The sequence below is a fragment of the Ideonella aquatica genome, assembly GCF_018069755.1.
Taxonomy (GTDB): Bacteria; Pseudomonadota; Gammaproteobacteria; order Burkholderiales; family Burkholderiaceae_C; genus Ideonella; species Ideonella aquatica.
In genome coordinates this window covers 16,525-36,299 of record NZ_JAGQDE010000026.1, presented here as the reverse complement: position 1 = coordinate 36,299, position 19,775 = coordinate 16,525, and the positions used below count along the sequence as shown (strand labels likewise).

Genomic DNA, 19,775 nt, shown 5'->3' with positions numbered 1-19,775 from the left:
CCTACTTGCGCACGTTGTCCAGCGACACCGGCGGGTTGTAGCCCAGCTCGCGTGCGATGGCCTCGTAGCGCGAGGCCATCACCGGCTGTTCCTGGCGTCGGTAGTGCAGCGCCAGCTCGTAGGCGGCAATGCCGTTGCCCAGCGCCGACGCGTACTGCAGCCAGCCCTCGTAGCGGGGCAGGCCGGTACCGCCCTTGGCCATCGCACGGCGGCCCATGCGAGCCGCCGCGTCCTTGTCGCCGATGCCGGCGCGGGCGATGTCGCGGCGCTCGTCTTCGGACAGGCTGTCCTGCAGCTGAAAGGCGCTCTTGTAGAGGCGCACATCGCTGCGCTTGAGCAAGCGCGCGGCATTGTCTGAACCGGTGCGGGCCACCTTGGCGGCACCGGCCAGCTTGCTGTCGGGGTGGTCGCGCAGATAGGCGTCGGCCAGTTGCAGCACCTCGGGCGGCCAGGTGGCCTCCTGCAGGCGCTGCCAGTCGGCTTCCTCGTTGCGGCTGGCAAAGCGCGGGCCGCGGGTCTCACGCACCGAGCGCGGCGCCAGGGTCACGCGCGAGCGGCTGTTGTCGGCGATGAACGGGTCCTGGGCCAGCTTGCGGATGGCCTCGACCGGGTGCTTGAGCATGGTCTCGCGCACGTCCTGCTTGACCAGCTGAAACAACTCGCTGAACGAGGTTTCATCGGAAGTGCTGGCCAGCAGCCGCACCAGCGAACCGGTGTAGAAGGTGTTCTGCGTTTCAACCGCCGGCGCGATCGCCGGCCGGCCGGCGCCGGTGGAGAAGGCGATCACACAGCCCGGCGGCGCCTCGACCTGGTTCAGACCGGCGTCCTCGGTGGCCTGCTTGAGCGTGGTGCGGCAGGCATCGACCACCGCGATCACCTGGCCCTGGGGCCGCTCGGGCAGGCGGCCGACGATGTCGGACAGCAGTTGCAGCGAGCCGCGCCGCATCGCATCGGCCTGCAGCGCCGGGCTGAGGCCCGCCGGCAGCAGCAGGTTGGCCGACTCGATCTGCACGCCGTGGCCCGAGAAATAGAACAGCAGCGTGGCGTTGGGCGGTGCGGTCTGGGCCTGGCGGACGAAGTCATCGATCGCCGCGCGCGAGGACGGCAGGTCGCGGTCGAGGGCATCGCTGACCTGGAAGCCGCGGTGTTCCAGTGCGCTCTTCAGATCGCGCAGGTTCTTGGGGATGGGCGGCAGGTCGAAGGGTTCGGGGTACTGGCGGTTGCCCAGCAGCAGCGCCAGGCGCACCTCCGAGCCGTCACCGGCCGACGAGGCAGGAACCGACTGAACCGGCGCACTGGCCGGGGCCGTCGGCTCGGCAGGCGCGGCCGCTGGACGGCGGCCGTAGCCCTGCGCCCAGGCCGGCACGGCCGCACCAGACGCCCAGGCACCGAGCGCGCCACCCAGCTGACGCAAGGCACGGCGGCGGCCGCGCTGACCCGGCTGCTGGCTCATTTGCGCGGCGCCTCCTCGCAGGCCATGCCGGCGCCCGGCGTGCACACCTCGGGCGGCTTGGCGCCCTGGGTGCCGGTGGTCGCCGGGCTGCCCGGGCCCACCTCGGCGATCACGCCCGAGCGCAGGCGCACCGACACGTTCTCGGTGCGGACCGTTTCTTCGAAGCGTTCGCGACGGGCCTCTTCGGACACCGCAGCCACCGAGGACAGCGCGCCGGAAACCTGCGGCGTTTCGGGCAGCAGCTGGTTGTAGATCACCGGGATCTCGTTCTGCTGACCGGCGCCGTCGTGGAACAGGCGGTAGCCGGTGGGATCGGTCAGCACGACCTGCTCGCCCTGCAGGAAGATCGCCGTGCTGCCACGCGCGCCCCCCTTGGGACGAATCGTCAGGAAGCCGGCATTGGGGCCGGTGGTGCGGCCGCCGGTGGCCCGCGTGCCCACCGCCACGCGCAAAGCGCCATCGCCGATGCCGCCAAAGCTCTGGCTGATCGTGTAGGCACCGTCACCCAGGATCATCGTCAGGCTGGGGGCGGAGCGCAGGGTGCCGAGAATCAAGTCGTCATAGGGCAGGCGCGCGGTGATGACCGAACTGCCTTGGGTGGCGAGCTGGTCAGCACGAACCTGCACCAGGTCGCCCTCGATGCCGCTGCCGCCCAGGTGCACGGTGGAGCCGGCAACATTGATGAAGGACTGCACCCCCACGGTGCGCCCGTCAACCGTGGCCTCGCCCGGCAGCCAGGCGGTGCCAAAGCTCGGACCGCTGAGCACCGACAGCGCGCCGTCGAAACGGTTGGCATCGCTGGCCAGCGAGATCGAGCCGCCCTGCGTGGACGCCACATCCAGCGTGGCACCGGTTTGCACGGTGATGGCCGTGCCGCTGTCCTGTTCCACCATCTTCTGCGCGGTGCGCAGCTTGGCGTTGTTCAGCGTGGGCACCAGCGCCGTGTCGTCGCCATAGGTCTCGGACAGGGTGGCGTCGGGCAGGCCGGTGGCGCTCAGCGTGGTGCGGCCGCCCTGCAGCGTCATGTCACCGCTCAGGCGCAGGCTGGCGGCCTCGATGCTGCCACCTTCGGTCAGCGTCACGTTGCCCAGCACCAGGCTCTGGTCGGTGGCCAGTTGCACCTGCCGCGCCTGGATCGACACCGGGTGACTGCCCAGCTCGTTGGCGGCGCTGGTGGCCACCAGGCTGTCGGCGCTCAGGGTCTGGCCACTGCTGCCGTTGAGGACCAGGCCGCCCTGGTAGGTCTGGTCACCCGCGGTGCTGATGTTGCCCGCGGCGGTGACCAGGCCGGCGGCGTTGACGCTGGCCACGGTCTCGCTGCCGCCCAGGACCAGGCTGCCAGGTGCCGACACGACCACGTCGGTGGCATCCGGCAGGCGCTCGGCACCGGCGGTCCTGAGTTGGCCGCCACGCACCAGCGTGTCGCCGGTGTAGCTGTTGGCGGCGCTCGACAGCGTCAGCGTGCCTTGGTTGAGCACCAGCTGACCATTGCCGCTGATGGCGTTGGCGATCGTGAGCGCATCGCTGCGGTTGACCGCCAGCGTGGCCTGGTTGACCACGGCGCCGCTGCCCAGCGTGCCGGTGCTGCCGCCCGCGCCCACCTGCAGCGTGCCTGCACTGATCGTGGTGGTGCCGCTGTAGCTGTTGTTGCCGGACAGCACCTGCGTGCCACTGCCCACCTTGGTCAGGCCGCCATTGCCGCTGATCGCACCGCTGAAGCTGGCGGCGGCGTCGTTGGCGCCGGTGGTCAGCGTGGCGCCGGACAGGGTCACCGCGCCCGCGCCGGTCAGCCCGCCAAGGGTCTCGCCGGATAGCACATTGACGCGGGCGCCGCTGTCGACGGCCAGCGTTCCGGCATCGGCCACGGCGGTACCACCCGCCAGGTTCAGCACACCAGCAGCAGCCCGGATCGTGCCGGGCAGGGTGCTCACGCCATCCAGCGTCAGCGTGCCCGAGCCCGTCTTGACCAGCGAGGCAGCGGCATCGCCAGTGAGTTGGCCAGAGAAGGTGGTGCTGGTCTGGTTGGCGCCCGCCTGCAGTGTGTTGGAGCCCAGCGCGACCGTGCCGGCACCGGCCAGTGAACCAACGGTCGAGCCAGTTTGCAGCGCCAGGGTGGCGCCGCTGTCCACGGTCGCGGCCATGAGGCCCAGCGCCGTCGCGCTGCCCAAGGCCAGCGTGCCCGAGGCCACCTCGATCGCTCCGGTCGAGCTGTTGGTACCCGACACGGTCCAGGTCCCGGTGCCCTGCTTGACCAGCTGGCTGGTGGAACCACCGGTGATCGTGCCGCTGAAGCTGGTGCTGGCGTTGTTGGCACCCACCGTCAAGTCGAAGCTGTCGAGCTGTACGGTACCAGCACCGGACAAGGCACCTGCCGAGGCATTGGCATTGAGATCGAGCGTGGCGCCGTTGGCCACGTCCAGCGTGCCTGCCGGGAGCAGCGCGCTGGCCGAGGCCAGCGTCAGGGTGCCCGCCTGCACGCGGGTGTCGCCTTCGTAGGTCGAGCTGCCCGACAGGGTCAGCGTGCCCGTGCCAAGCTTGCTCAGGCCGCCCCCGGTGCTGCCGCTGCTGTCGATCTGGCCACTGAAGGTGGTGCTGCTGTTGTCGGCGCCCACACTCAAGCGCTGGCCCGCCAGGTCCACCCGGCCCGCGCCAGCCAACGATCCCACCGACTGGTCGGATGCCAGGCGCAGCGTGGCCGGCGCCGCCAGGTTGACGGCACCGACCGGGTTGAGCTGAGCGCCAGCGGTGACGTCCACCAGGCCGGCGTCGATGTTGAACGGACCGTCGAACTGGGTCGACCCGCTGAGTGCCAGCGTGCCGGCACCCAGCTTGCTGAGACTGGCGCTGGCGCTGCCGTCACCCACCACGCCGCCCAGGGTCAGCGTGCTGCCGCTGGCCACCTCGACGCGGCTGTCGGCACTCAGGCTCAGATCGCCCGAGAGGCTGGCATCGCCAGCGCTGGTCAGCAGTCGGCCACCCTGGATCGTGACAGCATTGGCCAGCGTCGCTCCGGCGCGCAGGTCCAGGTTGGCTGACGACGCCACCTGCACGGCGCCGCTGCCCAGGCTCGCTGCAGCACCTTCCGCGGCCAGCAGGCCGTTGTTGATCTCGGTGCCTCCACTGAAGCTCTGCGCCGCCGTCACGGTCACGTCGCCCGCGCCGTTGTGCACCAGCTTGCCCGCACCAGAGACCGTGCCCACGATGGCCACGGTGCTGCCCAGGGACGGTGCCAGTGTCAGCGACTGGCCCACGGTACTGGCCCCCAGCGAGAAGCCATCGGCATCATTGAGGGTGGCGCGCTGGGCGGTGACCCGCACACTGGTCAGCTGGTTGCCGCTGCGCGACAGCGTGATGTCGCCGCCGCTGGTGCTCAGGTTGGCCAGGCCGGTGACCGACAGATCGCCTGTCTGCGACAGGCTGCCGGCCGTGACGTTGAGGTTGCCCTGCACGTCGCTGGCGGCCAGCACCAACTGGTCAGTGCTGATCGACGCGGTGCCCGCGCCCCCGGTGGTGTTCAGCGCCACCGTGTGGTTGCCGAAGCGGTTGCTGGCGCCGGCCAGATTAATGGTCTGGTTGGCGGCATGCGTGGTGAAGCTGTTGCCATCGGCACCAACGGTCACGACACCGGACTGGTCGATGTTGCCGCTGACCGCTTCGACGGTCAGCTTGCCGCCCACGGTGGTGGTGGCCAGCCGCAGCGCATCGGACTTGACGGCCACGTTGGCCCCGCTGCCGACCGTGACAAAGGACACCGCCCGGTTGCCCAACGCATTGGTCTGGGAGGACAGGTTGATCGTGCGACCTGCAGTGTTGGTGGCAAAGCGCGAACCGGCGGCACCCGCAGTGATCACGCCGGTCTGGCTGATGTTGCCGCTGGTGGCGGTGGCGGTGATCTTGCCGCCCACGGTGGTTGTCGCGAACTTCAGGCTGTCGGCGCTGATCGCTGCGTCGCCGCCAGTGCCTGTGGTGTTGAGCGACACGCCGCGCCCGCCCAGGACATTGGCCTGCGTGGACAGGTCGATGTCCTGATTCGCGCCCAAGGTGCTGAACTGAGAACCGTCGGCACCGATGCTGACGGCGCCGGTCTGGGTGATGCTGCCCGTGGTCGCGGTGGCCACGAGCTTGCCGCCCACGGTGCTGGCGGCCAGACGCAGGCTGTCCGAGCGAATCGCCGCGTCACCGGTGGCGCCGCTGGTCGACAGCCCCACGGTGCGGTTGCCAAACGCATTCGACTGCGTCGACAGGTCAATGTCCTGGTTGCTGCCCAGCGTGGTGAACTGCGAACCATCGGCACCTGCAGTGATCGCCCCGGTTTGGGTGATGCTGCCCGTAGTGGCAGTGGCCGTGAGCTTGCCGCCCACCGAACTGGCGGCGAACTTCAGGCTGTCGGAGCGGATGGCCGCGTTGCCACCGGCACCGGTGGTGGCCAGGCGCACGGTCCGCGTGCCGAAGGCATTGGTCTGGGTGGACAGGTCGATGTCGGCGTTGGCGCCCAGGGTGCTGAACTGCGACCCGTCGGCACCCACGCTGAGGACGCCGGTCTGGGTGATGTTGCCGGTGGTGGCCGTGGCGGTGAGCTTGCCGCCCACCGAGCTGGTACCGAGTTCAAGGCTGTTCGAGCGCACCGCCACATCGCCACCGCTGCCGCTGGTGGTGAATCTGACCCCGTTGTTGCCGAACGCATTGGTCTGCGTCGACAGATCGATCGTCTGCCCGCTGGCCTGTGTGGTGAAGGCACTGCCATCGGTGCCTGTGGTGATCACGCCGCTTTGGGTGATGCCCCCAGTGACCGCCGTGGCTGTCAGGTTGCCGCCGATGCTGCTGGTGGCCAGACGCAGGCTGTCCGACTTGATGGCCGCTTGACCGGTCGCGCCCGTCGTCGACAAGCCGACGCTGTGGGTCCCGAAACCATTGGTCTGGGTCGACAGGTCGATGTCCTGGTTGGTGCCCAAGGTGGTGAACTGCGAGCCATCGGCTCCGGTGGTGATCACGCCGGTCTGGGTGATGCCCCCAGTCGTGGCAGTGGCCACCAGCTTGCCGCCCACGGTGCTGGCCGCCAGCCGCACGCTGTTGGAGCGCAGCGCCACATCGCCGCTGCTGCCCAAGGTGCTGAAGCCGACGCTGTGGGTGCCGAAGGCATTGGTTTGGGTCGACAGATCGATCGTCTGGCCCGCGGTCAGGGTGCTGAACAAGGAACCATCCGCGCCGGTGGTGATGACGCCGCTCTGGCTGATGCCGCCGGTGGCGGCCGTCGCGGTGAGCTTGCCGCCGATCGTGGTGGTGGCCAACACCAACTCATCAGCCTTGACCGCCGCATCGCCGGTGGCGCCGGTGGTGTTCAAAGCGACGGTGAAGCCGCCGAAGCTGTTGGTCTGGGTCGACAGGTCGATGTCGGCGTTGGCGCCCAGGGTGCTGAAGCTCGACCCGTTGGCGCCCACCGTGATCACGCCGCTCTGGGTGAGGTTGCCGGTGGTGGCGGTGGCCGACAGTGAGCCCCCCACGCTGCTAGCGGCCAGCTTCAGGCTGTCGGACCTGATCGCGGCGTTGGCACCGCTGCCGTTGGTCGACAGTGCCACGGTGTGGCCGCCAAAGGCGTTGGTCTGGGATGCCAGGTCGATGGTCTGGCCCGCCGCTTGGGTGGTGAAGCTGGAGCCATCGGCGCCGGTGGTGAGGACACCGCTCTGGCTGATGCCTCCCGTCGCGGCCAGCGCGGTGATGCGCCCGCCCACGTTGCTGGCGGCCAGCTTGAGGCCATCGGCGGTGACCGCCACGTCGCCCCCGGTGCCGGTGGTGTTGAAACCGACACTGTGGCTGCCGAACTGGTTGGTCTGGCTGGACAGGTCGATGGTCTGCCCCGCGGTCGAGGTGGTGAACGACGAGCCGTCGGCGCCAGTGGTCAACACGCCGGTCTGGCTGATGCCGCCGGTGGCCGCCGTGGCGGTCAGCTTGCCGCCCACCGAGCTGGTGGCGAACACCAGGCTGTCGGCCCTGATCGCCGCATCGCCAAGCGAACCATTGGTCGACAGCGTGACATCAAAGCCACCGAAGACGTTGGTCTGCGAGGCCAGGTCGATGCTGGCGTCTGCCGCCTGGGTGGTGAAGCTGGAGCCGTCGGCACCCACGGTGACCACCCCCGACTGGGTCATGCCACCGGTGGTGGCCACGGCCAACAGCTTGCCACCCACCGTGCTGGTGGCGAACTTCAGCGCATCCGAGGTGACGGCCACGTCGGCCAACGTGGTGTTGAAGCCCACGCTGTGCGTGCCGAAGGCATTGGTCTGCGTCGACAGGTCGATGGCCTGCCCCGCGGTCGAGGTGGTGAACGACGAGCCGTCGGCGCCGGTGGTGATCACCCCGGTCTGGGTGATGCTGCCGGTGTCCGCCGTGGCAGTCAGCTTGCCGCCGGTCGTGGTGGTGGCGAAGACCAGGGCGTCAGCCTTGATCGCCGCATCACCCGTGGCACCAGTGGTGCTCAGGGCGACGGTGTGGGCGCCAAAGGCGTTGGTCTGGGTTGACAGGTCGATGTCGGCATTGGCACCCTGGGTCGTGAAGCTCGACCCGTCGGCACCCACCGAGATCACACCGCTTTGGGTGATGCCGCCGGTGGTGGCCAGCGCGGTCAGCTTGCCGCCCACCGTCGTGCCGGCGAACTTCAGCGCATCGGACTTGACCGACACGTCGGCGTCCACCGTGCTGAAGCCAACGCTGTGACTGCCGAAGGCGTTGGTCGAGGTGGACAGATCGATCGACTGACCAGCCGCGCTGGCCGTGAACTGCGAGCCGTCGGCCCCGGTGGTGATCGCCCCGGTCTGCCCGATGCCACCGCTGAGCGCGGTGGCCTGCAGCTTGCCGCCAAGGTTCGAGGCGGCCAACACCAGACTGTCGGAGACGATGCTGGCATCGCCCGCCGCACCGGAAGTGTTGATCGACACGGTGTGCGTGCCAAAGCTGTTCCCGGCATCGTTCAGTGCAATGGTCTTGCCACTGCCCGAGGTCGTGAAGCGCGAGCCGTCGGCGCCGACCACGAAGGCCCCCGTCTGGCTGATGTTGCCGCTGTCGCTGACCAGCACAAGGCGGCCAGCCAGCGAGGTCGGCCCGAGCTGGACATCGCCCACGTTGCGCAGCAGCAGGTCGGACATGCCGACAAAGCTGAGGTCGCCGGACGCACCGGCCCCGGTCAGCTGATTGGCCTGGCTGCCCAGGTCGATCGTCTGTCCCGCCGCCACGGTGAAGCTGGAGCCGCTGACGCCAGTGCTGACAGCTCCGGACTGGCTGATGCCACCGGTTTGCGCCGTGGCGTTGATCTTGCCGCCCACCACGCTGGTGCCGAACTTCAGGCTGTCGGACACGATGGTGGCATCACCGGTGGCGCCGCTGGTGTTCAGGGCCACCGAGTGGGTGCCGAAGCTGTTGCCAGCGTTGGACAGATCGATCGTCTGACCCGCCGCCGACGTGGTGAAGCTCGAACCGTCTGCCCCGGTCACCAGCGCGCCGGTCTGGGTGATGCTGCCGGTGTCGCTGGTCAGCACGATGCGACCGCTCACCGTGGTGGCACCGATCTGCACGTCGCCCACGCTGCGCAGCTGCAGGTCGGTCATGCCATTGAAGCTGAGGCTGCCGGCGACATCAGCGCCGGTCAGCTGGTTGGCGGCACTGCCCAGGTTGATGGACTGCCCGGATGACACCGTGAAGCTCGACCCGGCGACCCCGGTGCTGACCGCACCGCTCTGGGTGATGCCGCCCGAGGTGGTGCTGGCCGTGATCTTGCCGCCGATCACGCTGACATCGAGGTTCAGCGCGTCAGATTGCACCGCCACGTCTGCGCCGTTGGCGTTGAAGCCCACGCTGTGCGTGCCGAAGGCATTGACCTGACTGGACAGGTCAATGCCCTGGCCGGCCGCCGACGCCGTGAAGGACGACCCATCGGCACCGGTGGAGATGACCCCAGTCTGGGTGATGCTGCCGCTGGTGGCCGTGGCCGTGAGCTTGCCGCCCACATCCGTGGCGGCAAAGACCAGGGTGTCGGCCTTGATCGCGGCGTCGCCCGTGGCGCCCGTGGTGCTCAGCGCGACGTCAAAGCCGCCAAAACTGTTGGTCTGGCTGGACAGGTCAATGTCCGCGTTGTTGCCCTGGGTGACAAAACTCGAACCATCGGCACCCACGGTCAGCACACCGGTCTGCGTGATGTTGCCGGTGGCAGCGACCGCGGTCAGCTTGCCGCCCACGGTGCTGGCCGCCAGCTTCAGGCTGTCGGACTTGACCGACGCAAAGCCCGCGGCGCCACTGGTGTTGAAGGCCACCGAGTGGGTGCCGAAGGCATTGGTCTGGGTCGACAGGTTGATGGCCTGTCCGGCAGTCAGGGCCGTGAAGCTGCTGCCGTCGGCGCCGGTGGTGATCACACCGCTCTGCGCAATACCGCCGCTGAAGGCCTCCGCCGTCAGCTTGCCGCCGACGTCGCTGGTGTCAAAGCGGATGCTGGTCGACCTCACCGCGGCATCCCCTCCGGTGCCGGTGGTGTTGAACGACACCGTGTTGGTGACGAAATTGTTGGCCTGGGTCGACAGATCGATGTCGGCATTGTTGGCCAGCGTCGTGAAGCTGGAGCCATCAGCACCCAGGATGATGGCGCCAGACTGCGTGATGTCGCCGGTGGTGGCCGTGGCCGTGATCTTGCCGCCGATGCTGCTGGCGGCCAGCTTCAGGCTGTCGGACCTCACCGACACGGCGCCTGCGTCACCGCCGGTGCTGAAGGCCACGGTGTGGGTGCCAAAGGCATTGGTCTGTGTCGACAGGTTGATCGCCTGATCGGCGGTCAGTGCCGTGAAGCTGCTGCCGTCGGCGCCGGTGGTGATCACGCCACTCTGTGCAATGCCGCCGCTGGCGGCGATCGCGGTCAGCTTGCCGCCAACGTTGCTGGTGCCGAAGCGGATACTGGTCGACCGCACGGCCGCATCGCCCCCGCTGCCAGCGGTGTTGAACGACACTGTGTTGGTGACGAAGTTGTTGGCCTGGGTCGACAGGTCGATGTCGGCGTCGTTGGCCAGCGTCGTGAAGCTGGAGCCGTTGGCGCCCAGGATGATGGCACCGGTCTGCGTGATGTTGCCCGTGGTGGCCGTGGCCGTGAGCTTGCCGCCAATGCTGCTGGCGGCCAGCTTCAGTTCGTCGGACCTGATGGCCGCATCGCCCGTGGCACCGCCGGTGCTGAGCGCCACGGTGTGGGCGCCAAACTGGTTGGTCTGGGTCGACAGATCAATGTCGGCATTGGCGGTGAGCGCGGTGAAGCTCGAGCCGTCAGCACCGACCGAGATCACGCCGCTCTGGGTGATGCCACCGGTGGCAGCAGTGGCCGTGAGCTTGCCGCCGACCGTGCTGGCCGCCAGGTTCAGGCTGTCGGACCGGATGGCCGCATCACCCGCCGCACCCGAGGTGTTCAAGGCGACGGTGCGGGTGCCGAACGCATTGGTCTGGGTCGCCAGGTTGATGGCCTGATCGTCGGTACTGGTGGTGAAGACGCTGCCGTTGGCCCCGGTGGTGATGACGCCTGACTGCGTGATGCCGCCCGTCTCGGCAGTGGCCACCAGTTTGCCGCCGATGCCAGAGGTGCCGAACTTGAGACTGTCTGCGGTCAGCGTGGCATCGCCGCCGCTGCTGAGGGTCAGCGTGTTGGATCCGAACAGGTTGCCGCTGCCGTTCAAGCTCAGGCCGGTGCCGGCGGTGGCATTCAGCGCCCCACCCAGCGACACCACCGTGGCATTCTGCTGGGCAATCGACCCCGCCACGCTGTTGAGCGTGAGGGCCCCGCTGGTCACGTTGGACACGGTGATGCCATCCCTGGCCACCATCTGCAGCGCGCCGCCGCCGGTGTCGATGCTGGCGTTGGACGCCATCGTGATGACGCTGGCGCGGTTGCCAGGCGTGCCGGTGCCATTGCCGTCCACGCCTGCCAGGAGGTTGAGGGTCAGTTGCCCAGCGCCCGCGCTGATGCCGCTGTTCGCCTCCAGCACGATGTCCTTCTGCGCGCGCAGCGTCAATGTCGCGCTCTGCCCGGCCGTCAGGGAGGCGTCGACCGTGACACCCGCCTTCACCGTGATGGTGCCACCCTGCGTGTTGGCGCCCTGGCTGCGAGTCGTGAGGGTGATGTTCGCGTTGTTGCTGAGGGCCGCCTCCAGCGCCGCCGCATTCACCACCGCGTTGTCGTCGGTGGTGGAGAAGCTGCCATTGACGTGACTGCTGGGGCTGTTGCTGATCTCCATGTCATTGGGGTCCAACAGCCAACTGCCGCCACGGCCACGCTGGGCGTTCACGTTGACGCTACCGGACGGCAGGTTCAGCACCTCCTTGCCAGAGGTCTCGACCTGGCCGCCATCGCCCCCCTGGGCACCGCCGCGGGCCTCAATGTGCCCGGCAAAATCGGTTCGCTTGTCAGACCAGACCGCCACCTCGCCGCCCTGGCCGGACGCCAGCGCATTGGCGCGGATCACCGCATCCTCGCCCACCACGGTGTGTGAGGAACGCCGCTCACTGCCCTGCCCCAGGAAGTTGCCCCCCACCAGAACCCGCCCGCCACCCGCCTGGCCGGAGGCGTCGATCAGGCTGTGGTCGAACAGGCCCACCTTGTCGCCCAGCACACGCACCTGACCGCCTTGTTCGCCAGCGGCCAGCCCGCGCGCATCGACCTGGCCACGCACAATGGTCTGGCCGGTGCTGCCGCCATCGATCACCACCTGCCCGTCCTTCATGCCCAGCGAGCGCGCCTGCACCACGCCGTTCATGTTGAGCACGGTGTCGGCAAAGCCGGCGCGGGCCTGGGCGCGCATGTCCACCGTGCCGCCGCCCTGGGCCAGCACCTGGCCCAGCACGTCCAGGCGGGCGTCGAGCTTGCTGTTGGCGACATTGAAGAAGATCAGGCCGTCGCCTTCGACATCGACCTGCACCCGCTCCGCCGCCGCCAAGCCCACGCGCTGGCCCTGCAGGCGCCCGCCCACCGACAGCTCGGGCGAGACCAGCGCCAGCGTGCCGCCATGCACGTCGATCACGCCATCGGCCTGCAGCTTGCCGGGCTGGCCGTTGCCCGCCGACAGCAGGTAGCGGCCGGCCATGAAGTCGGCGTCGCTCATGCCCAGTGTGGTGGCCATGAAGCCGCCGGCATCCACGCGCGAGCCCTTGCCGAACACGATGCCGTTGGGGTTGATCAGAAAGACCCGGCCGTTGGCGCTGATCTGGCCCATCAGCGCCGAGGCATCGATGCCCACCACCCGGTTGAGCAGCACCGCGCTGCTGTTGGGCTGCTGGATGCGCAGCCACTCGCCCACGTCCACCGAGAAGCGGTCCCAGTTGACGATCGCCTTCTGGCTGCCTTGCTGCACCAGCAGCTGGCCCGGCGCCACCGGCTTGACGCTCACCTGGCCGGTGATCACCTGCGCGCCCTGCGGCAGCGCCAGTGCGGCGGTGTCCAGGAACATCAGGCAGGCAGCCCAGGCGACCGGGCGCCATCCGGGCAGCGGTGCGCGCGACAGGTTCAGGGCGGAGGCGGAAGTGCGCTTCATGGTGGGAACTCTCGGCAGGTCGGTCTGCAATGCGGTCGGGCGATCAGGGACGCTGGCCCGGGCGGCGTCAGAAGTAGTAGCTGGCCTGGAAGTAGATGCGCGGGTCACGCTCCAGCGTGTCGCCTGTGGCCGTGCCGCGCAGCTTCCAGGCCACGCTCAGGCGCATCGAGTAGGCCTTCTGGCGCGCCCACACCACCGACAGGCCGGCGCCGGCATAGCGCGCATCGTTGCGGTAGTTCGCTGCGCGGGGAATCTGGCTCGGGTCGTGGCGCAGCTGCACATAGGCGGCATCACCGAAGGCGGAGAACACCAGCTCACGCGCCCAGCGGTCGAACAGCGATTCAGGCGGCAGCCAGCGCAGCTCGCCGGAGATGACCAGGCCGCTGTCGCCAGTGCCCTCGCCGGGCGCGAAGGCACGCACGCCGTCCGGGCCACCGATGCGGAACTGCTCGGTGGTGTCCAGGTTGTGCAGCGCGTACTGGCCGTGCACCGAGCCGTAGACCATCAGGCGCTCCAAGGGCAGCGCCTGCAGCCGGGTGTAGGCCAGGTTGATCTTGGCAAAGCGCGCCGCGCTGTCCAGGCCCTGCGGCCGGCCATCCGGGAAGCGCAGCGTGCCCAGGCTCGTCGAGGCCTGGAAGGTGTTCACACCGCCGCCGAGCACGGCGTCGCGGAAGTCGCCGGTGATGCCCAGACCCAGCACGTCGGCCTGCTTGACGGTGGAGGCCCCCGCGGCGGAGTCGTCGTACTGCTTGTGGTCCAGCGAGCCCAGCGCAAAGAGGTTGATGTTGCGCGAGCGCAGCCACGGGTACAGCGCGAAGGCATTGGCCGTGATGCCCGTGCCCTCCAGGCCCAGCGGGAACTCGACCTCGCTGAGCTGGTAGCGCAACCCCGACACCGAGGCGCCCACCTTCAGGCCGTTGCCAAACAGCGGCGTGTTGTAGCCCAGCAGCACGAACTGCATGCCCCCGTTGACCGAGCCCAGGCCGGACAGCGTGATGCCATCGCCGCGGCCGAAGGGACTGTCATAGGACAGCATGGCCCCCAACCGCTCGCGGCCGATGAAGCGCGAGCCGTTGGCATCGACATCGACCTTGCCGTTCCACTGCGGGTCGGCCTTGGGCGTGAACTCGAGGATGGCGGTGCCGGGCTGGCTGCCCTCCTTCACCTCGGCGCGCAGGTTGATGCCGCGCAAGTCGCCGATCAGGAAGACCGCGCGCTCCACCGCCTGCACCGTCAGCACGTCGCCGGTGCGCAGCTGGTCAAGGTAGGACTGGATGATGTCGCAACGCACCGGCAGCGGCTTCGACTCGTCACAGTTCAGCACGTAGCGGTCGAGCTTGCCGACCAGCACGCCGATCGTGATCACACCGTCCTTGGGCGCCTGCTCGGGGATGTAGGCGTAGCCCAGGTAATAGCCCAGGTCGCGCTGCAGGTAGCGGGTGATGTCGCTGGCGGCGTTGACCAGGTCCTCGTAGCTGCGTCCCTTGCCCACGTAAGGCGCGGTGATCGTGGCCAGCGCCTGACGCAGGGGCTCGGGGGCGTCGTCGGCCACGCGGTAGGCGTTGACGTCGATGGTCAGGTTGTCGTCGCGCTTGCCCAGCTCGCGCTGGACCGGGGCGACGGCACCGTCAACCAGCACCGGCGTGCCGGGGCGGGGCAGCCGGGCGTCCTCGCCGAGGGACGAGGGGCTTGGCACCGACGGCGGCGTGGGGACGAAGCCGCCATCGGCCGGGCGCGGGGCCTCCTGCGCCTGGGCGGCGGTGCCCAGGGCCAGAGCCAGCAGGGTGGCCGTCATCACGGGACGGAGCAATCGCCGCCGGGGCCAGGGGGCGCCGCTGTGCTGGGCGTTCATCGTCGGGTTCTCCTCGTCATTCAGATCGTTTGTGCTGGCACGCGCGGCAGACGCCGCCGCGGGCCGGAAACCAAGCTCATGCCCAGGCCTCGAACAGGGTCTGTGCGTCGGGCAGGCCCTGGACCAGCTGATACGCCCCGTCGGTCAAGCCGCCACGCTGCCACAGCGAGCGACCCGCGCGATGTTCGGCGAAGAGGCGCCGCCCCGCCACCCCCATGGATGCTAGAGCGTCCACCGGAAAAATGACGCGATCTTGCGCCAGATCCAGATCGGGCACCGCCACCGGCGCCCGCCGCTGCGGGTCGGCGTCGAGCACCGATTCCAGTTGCTCGATGGTCCAGTCGTCGTGCAGGGCGTCGGCCGCCACCTGTTCCAGGTGTTCCAGCCACAGCCCGAGCGACTCGCCCGCCGTCGACGCCAGCGGCCAGCGCGACAGTGGCGCCAGCAGGGTCAGGGGAAAGTAGCGGCCGACGCTGTCCACCGACGGGATCAGCACCCCCGCCCAGGCATGCTGGCCCAGCTTGCCCGGGGCCACGCCGGGGGCCAGCACGAAGCGCCAGGACGGCGCCGCCAGGAACTGGGCCTGCCAGTGGTCGGCATGGCGCTCGCGCAGGCCGGCCAGACCTTGCGACAACCAGCTGTCCCACCAATCGATGACATCCTGCGGCAGGCGCCGTGACACAAAGTCACCGACCGTTGGCAATTTGCCAAACCATCCCGGCGCGATGAGGGTCTCGAACATGGTGGATGCGGCTGGGCGAAGGGTCAACGCGCCGTTGCGGCCGGATCAGCGGCCACCACAGGCTGGGGGGGTCTGGGGCCAGGCCCGCCGCACACAATGCGCGATGCTGCACGCCGAGCCCACCGAGGCCCGGATTCTTCCTTGATTTCGCCCTCCGCCACGGCCTGCCGTCCCCCTATGGTCAACCCTGATCGCATGCTAACCAGCGCTAATGCGCGTGCCCACATCGGCGTGATAGATTGGCGAGACGCCATGGATGCACGCCACATGCCCGTCGTGATTGCCACAACAACCGGTCCGCACCACCCGGACACCCGGAGGACGGCTGGATGAGTGAGTCTGCTGCGCCCAAGCACCCGTCGGTGGCCGGCATCGACCGCCAGGTCGACGCCTGGCTTGAGCCGCTCGGTGACCCGCCCTGTGGCGAGAACATGGAGTACGAGCTCGACTTCCTGGAGTTCTCGCAAGCCGCTGAAGGCAAGCCCGAGACCCAGTTCTCCGCCGCCGAGCCCCCCGTCTGGAGCGATGTCGAGTCGCGCGCCGTGGCGCTGATGGAGCGCACGCGCGACCTGCGCATCGTCGTGCCCTGGATCCGCTCCCAGCTCTATGAACACGGCCTGCCGGCCCTGGCCCCGGGCGTGCGCCTGCTGCACGGCCTGATGGACCGGTTCTGGGACCGGCTCCATCCCGAGCTGGACCCGGACGACGGCGACCCCTTCGCCCGCATCACCGCGGTCAGCTCGCTGGCCCAGTTCAATGGCCTGCTGGGCGACACCCGCGAATGCCCGCTGCTGGTCGACCGCCGGCTGGCTGGCCTGCGCGTGCGCGATGTTGAACTGGCCCTGGACCGCCTGGCCCCCAAGCCCGACGAAGAGCCGCCCTCGCTGGCCCATGTGCGCGGCGTGCTGACCGATCCCGACCTGGCCGAGCCTGGCGCACAGCTGCGCAGCGCGGTGGTCGACGCGCTGGAGCAACTCAAGGAGCTGCAGCGCTTGATGCAGGACCGGTTCGGTTTCGAGCGCACGGTCGATCTCAAGCCGATCCGCGGCATGCTCGACGCCGTGCAGGGCCTGCTGCCCGAGTCCTTTGACGACAGCGGCGCTGGCAGCCCCGAGGACACCGGCGACAACAGCAGCAGCGGTGACGCCGGCGCCGAAGCCCCGCGCACGCGCCGTGGCGGCGGCGGCGCCTGGAGCGTGGAGTCGCGCGAGGATGCGCTCAAGGCCATCGGCCTGGTCTGCAGCTACCTTGAGCGCCACGAGCCCACCAACCCGGCCCAGCTGCTGCTGCGTCGCGCCGAGCGGCTGATCGACAAGAACTTCCTCCAGCTGGTCCGCGATCTCGCGCCCGATGCGATCAACGAAGTTGCTCGAATCATGGGGGTTGATCCCGATAGCATCACGTCCGACCATTGACGGTTCCGGCGGGCCAGCCGCCCACCGCAGAGGCCGCCCGGCACCGACTGTCACTCTCTCGCCCTGACCCTGACACCACTCTCTCTCAACCCGGAGCCAACACATGGGAAGCAGCCAGAAATTCATCGCCCGCAACCGGGCGCCTCGGGTCCAGATCGAATACGACGTCGAGCTCTACGGCGCCCAGAAAAAGATTCAGCTGCCCTTCGTGATGGGCGTGATGGCCGACCTGGCCGGCAAGCCCGAGGACCCGCTGCCGCCGGTGGCCGACCGCAAGTTCCTCGAGTTCGACGTCGACAACTTCGACACCCGCATGAAGGCCATGAAGCCGCGCGCGGCCTTCACCGTGCCCAACACCCTGACCGGTGAAGGCAACCTGTCGGTCGACCTCACCTTTGAGAGCATGGACGACTTCTCGCCGGCCGCGATCGCCGCCAAGACCGAAGGCCTGAAGCAGCTCCTCGAGGCCCGTGCGCAGTTGTCCAACCTGGTCACCTACATGGACGGCAAGGGCGGCGCCGAAGAGCTCATCGGCAAGGTCCTCAACGACCCGGCGCTGCTGCAATCGCTGAGCAGCAACCCCAAGCCCGAAGGCGACGCCTGAGCGTCTGACCCCGACCCCCTTCGAACACCCAGAACCCGGAGCAACCGATGGCCGATCCCCTGCAGCAAGGCACAGCGTCCTTTGCCGGCGTGACGATGGAAGGCAGCGATTTCGCGTCGCTGCTCAGCAAGGAATTCAAGCCCAAGTCCGACGAGGCCCGCTCGGCCGTCGAGAACGCGGTGCAGACACTGGCCCAGCAGGCGTTGACCAACGCCAAGCTGATCAGCAACGACACCGTCGCCACGATCGAGTCGATGATCGCCGCGATCGACCGCAAGCTGTCCGAGCAGATCAACCTGATCCTGCACCACCCCGACCTGCAGAAGCTGGAGTCGGCCTGGCGCGGCCTGCACTACATGGTCAACAACACCGAGACCGATGAGCAGCTGAAGATCCGGGTGATGTCGATCTCCAAGCAGGAGCTGGGCAAGACCCTCAAGCGCTACAAGGGCACGGCCTGGGACCAGTCGCCGCTGTTCAAGAAGCTCTATGACGAGGAATACGGCCAGTTCGGCGGCGAGCCCTTCGGCGCCATCGTCGGCGACTACCACTTCGACCACTCGCCGCCCGACGTCGAGCTGCTGGGCGAAATGTCCAAGATCGCTGCGGCCGCCCACGCGCCCTTCATCACCGGTGCCGCGCCGACCGTGATGCAGATGGATTCGTGGCAGGAGCTGGCCAACCCGCGCGACCTGACCAAGATCTTCACCACGCCCGAGTACGCCGCCTGGCGTTCGCTGCGCGAGTCCGACGACGCGCGCTACCTGTCGCTGTGCATGCCGCGCTTCCTCGGCCGCCTGCCCTACGGCTCGAAGACCAGCCCGGTCGATGCCTTCAACTTCGAGGAAGACACGGTCGGTGCCGAGCACGACAAGTACGCGTGGTGCAACGCCGCCTACGCGATGGCCACCAACATCAACCGCTCGTTCAAGCTCTACGGCTGGTGCTCGCGCATCCGCGGCGTCGAGTCGGGCGGTGCGGTCGAGAACCTGCCGGCGCACACCTTCCCCACCGACGACGGCGGTGTGGACATGAAGTGCCCCACCGAGATCGCCATCTCGGACCGGCGCGAGGCCGAGCTGTCCAAGAACGGCTTCCTGGCGATGATCCACCGCAAGAACTCGGACTTCGCCGCGTTCATCGGCGGCCAGTCGCTGCAAAAGCCTGCCGAGTACGATGATCCGGACGCCACCGCCAACGCCGCGTTGGCCGCCCGCCTGCCCTATCTGTTCGCCTGCAACCGCTTCGCGCACTACCTGAAGTGCATGGTGCGCGACAAGGTCGGTTCGTTCCGCTCGCGCGAGAACATGGAGCGCTGGCTCAACGACTGGATCGGCAACTATGTCGACGGCGATCCGACCAATTCCAGCGAGACCACCAAGGCCGAAAGGCCGCTGGCTGCTGCAGAGGTCGTTGTCGAGGAGGTGGAAGGAGCGCCTGGCTACTACCAGTCGAAGTTCTTCCTGAAGCCTCATTACCAACTCGAAGGCCTGACCGTATCGCTACGGTTGGTTTCCAAGCTGCCTTCCGAGAAGTCCGGCGGTTGATAACCGCCTTTTGCTAACTCAACCGCGGAGAAACACCAAATGCCGGGTAATACCTTCATCAAGTTTTCGGGAGTCAAGAAGGGCGAGTCCTACCAGGAATCCAACCCTGGTTCGGAAGGCTGGATCGAAATCGGCGACTGGAGCTGGGACATCGAGGCCGAAACCAGCTTCCTGAAGGGCGGCGGCGCCAGCGTCGGCAAGCCGACGCCGGGCAACCTGTCGTTCAGCCACTACTACGACCTGGCTTCGCCGGTGATCATGGGCCGCATCGTCGCCGGCACGGCCTTCGACGAAGTGGTCATCGAGAGTCTGAAGCAGACCGGCACCACCAAGCCGGAAGTCTTCATGAAACTCATCATGACCAACGCCTTCATCACCAAGGTGTCCTCCAAGGGCGGTGAAGACGGCACCGTCAACCAGGACGTGGAAATGGTCTTCAAGAAGATCCGCGTCGAGTACAAGCCGCAGGACAACCAGGGCGGCAAGCTGGGTACCGCCGTGCCGTTCGAGTGGGATATCGCCTCGATGAAGCTCATCGCGGGTGTGTCCTGAGCCTTCGGGCTGTTCGGGCGGGGCTGCTGGCAGCCCCGCCTTGTCTTCTCTAACCTGAGCCCCG

General features: G+C 68.4%; 8 protein-coding genes. 4 read left to right on the top strand and 4 right to left on the bottom strand.

The window, feature by feature from the left end; translation table 11 throughout:
* Window position 1: 1 nt before the first annotated feature.
* The 4 genes from KAK06_RS20360 to tagF form a co-directional block, all read right to left on the bottom strand.
* On the bottom strand, window positions 2-1,453 hold the full coding sequence (locus tag KAK06_RS20360) for a caspase family protein (RefSeq protein WP_210804006.1): 1,452 nt from the start codon (window positions 1,451-1,453) through the stop codon (window positions 2-4).
* Entirely contained in the window at window positions 1,450-12,999 is an 11,550-nt protein-coding gene (locus KAK06_RS20355) for a beta strand repeat-containing protein (RefSeq protein ID WP_210804005.1), read from the bottom strand. The genes KAK06_RS20360 and KAK06_RS20355 overlap by 4 nt, the downstream gene beginning before the upstream one ends.
* 67 nt (window positions 13,000-13,066) lie before the next feature.
* Window positions 13,067-14,794, bottom strand: a complete 1,728-nt coding sequence (locus tag KAK06_RS20350; RefSeq protein WP_210804004.1) for a ShlB/FhaC/HecB family hemolysin secretion/activation protein — start codon at window positions 14,792-14,794, stop codon at window positions 13,067-13,069.
* 133 nt (window positions 14,795-14,927) lie between these two features.
* Window positions 14,928-15,593: a type VI secretion system-associated protein TagF gene (gene tagF, locus KAK06_RS20345; protein WP_210804003.1), complete on the bottom strand. Its 666-nt coding sequence runs from the start codon at window positions 15,591-15,593 to the stop codon at window positions 14,928-14,930.
* Between the two features lie 329 nt (window positions 15,594-15,922).
* Between tagF and tssA the strand changes: the two genes are divergently transcribed.
* The 4 genes from tssA (at window position 15,923) to KAK06_RS20325 (ending at window position 19,711) form a co-directional block, all read left to right on the top strand.
* On the top strand, window positions 15,923-17,008 hold the full coding sequence (tssA, locus tag KAK06_RS20340) for a type VI secretion system protein TssA (protein WP_210804002.1): 1,086 nt from the start codon (window positions 15,923-15,925) through the stop codon (window positions 17,006-17,008).
* Between the two features lie 103 nt (window positions 17,009-17,111).
* Window positions 17,112-17,612, top strand: coding sequence for a type VI secretion system contractile sheath small subunit (tssB, locus tag KAK06_RS20335; RefSeq protein ID WP_210804001.1), 501 nt, complete (start codon window positions 17,112-17,114; stop codon window positions 17,610-17,612).
* A gap of 47 nt (window positions 17,613-17,659) precedes the next feature.
* Window positions 17,660-19,159, top strand: a complete 1,500-nt coding sequence (gene tssC, locus KAK06_RS20330) for a type VI secretion system contractile sheath large subunit (RefSeq protein WP_210804000.1) — start codon at window positions 17,660-17,662, stop codon at window positions 19,157-19,159.
* A gap of 39 nt (window positions 19,160-19,198) precedes the next feature.
* Complete coding sequence (locus KAK06_RS20325) at window positions 19,199-19,711, top strand: Hcp family type VI secretion system effector (RefSeq protein ID WP_210803999.1); 513 nt, start codon at window positions 19,199-19,201, stop codon at window positions 19,709-19,711.
* Window positions 19,712-19,775: the final 64 nt, after the last annotated feature.

Coding starts and splice junctions, on each gene's coding strand:
- KAK06_RS20360 (WP_210804006.1), bottom strand. CDS start 1,453: ATGAGCCAGCAGCCGGGTCAGCGCGGCCGCCGCCGTGCCTTGCGTCAG.
- KAK06_RS20355 (WP_210804005.1), bottom strand. CDS start 12,999: ATGAAGCGCACTTCCGCCTCCGCCCTGAACCTGTCGCGCGCACCGCTG.
- KAK06_RS20350 (WP_210804004.1), bottom strand. CDS start 14,794: ATGACGGCCACCCTGCTGGCTCTGGCCCTGGGCACCGCCGCCCAGGCG.
- tagF (WP_210804003.1), bottom strand. CDS start 15,593: ATGTTCGAGACCCTCATCGCGCCGGGATGGTTTGGCAAATTGCCAACG.
- tssA (WP_210804002.1), top strand. CDS start 15,923: ATGAGTGAGTCTGCTGCGCCCAAGCACCCGTCGGTGGCCGGCATCGAC.
- tssB (WP_210804001.1), top strand. CDS start 17,112: ATGGGAAGCAGCCAGAAATTCATCGCCCGCAACCGGGCGCCTCGGGTC.
- tssC (WP_210804000.1), top strand. CDS start 17,660: ATGGCCGATCCCCTGCAGCAAGGCACAGCGTCCTTTGCCGGCGTGACG.
- KAK06_RS20325 (WP_210803999.1), top strand. CDS start 19,199: ATGCCGGGTAATACCTTCATCAAGTTTTCGGGAGTCAAGAAGGGCGAG.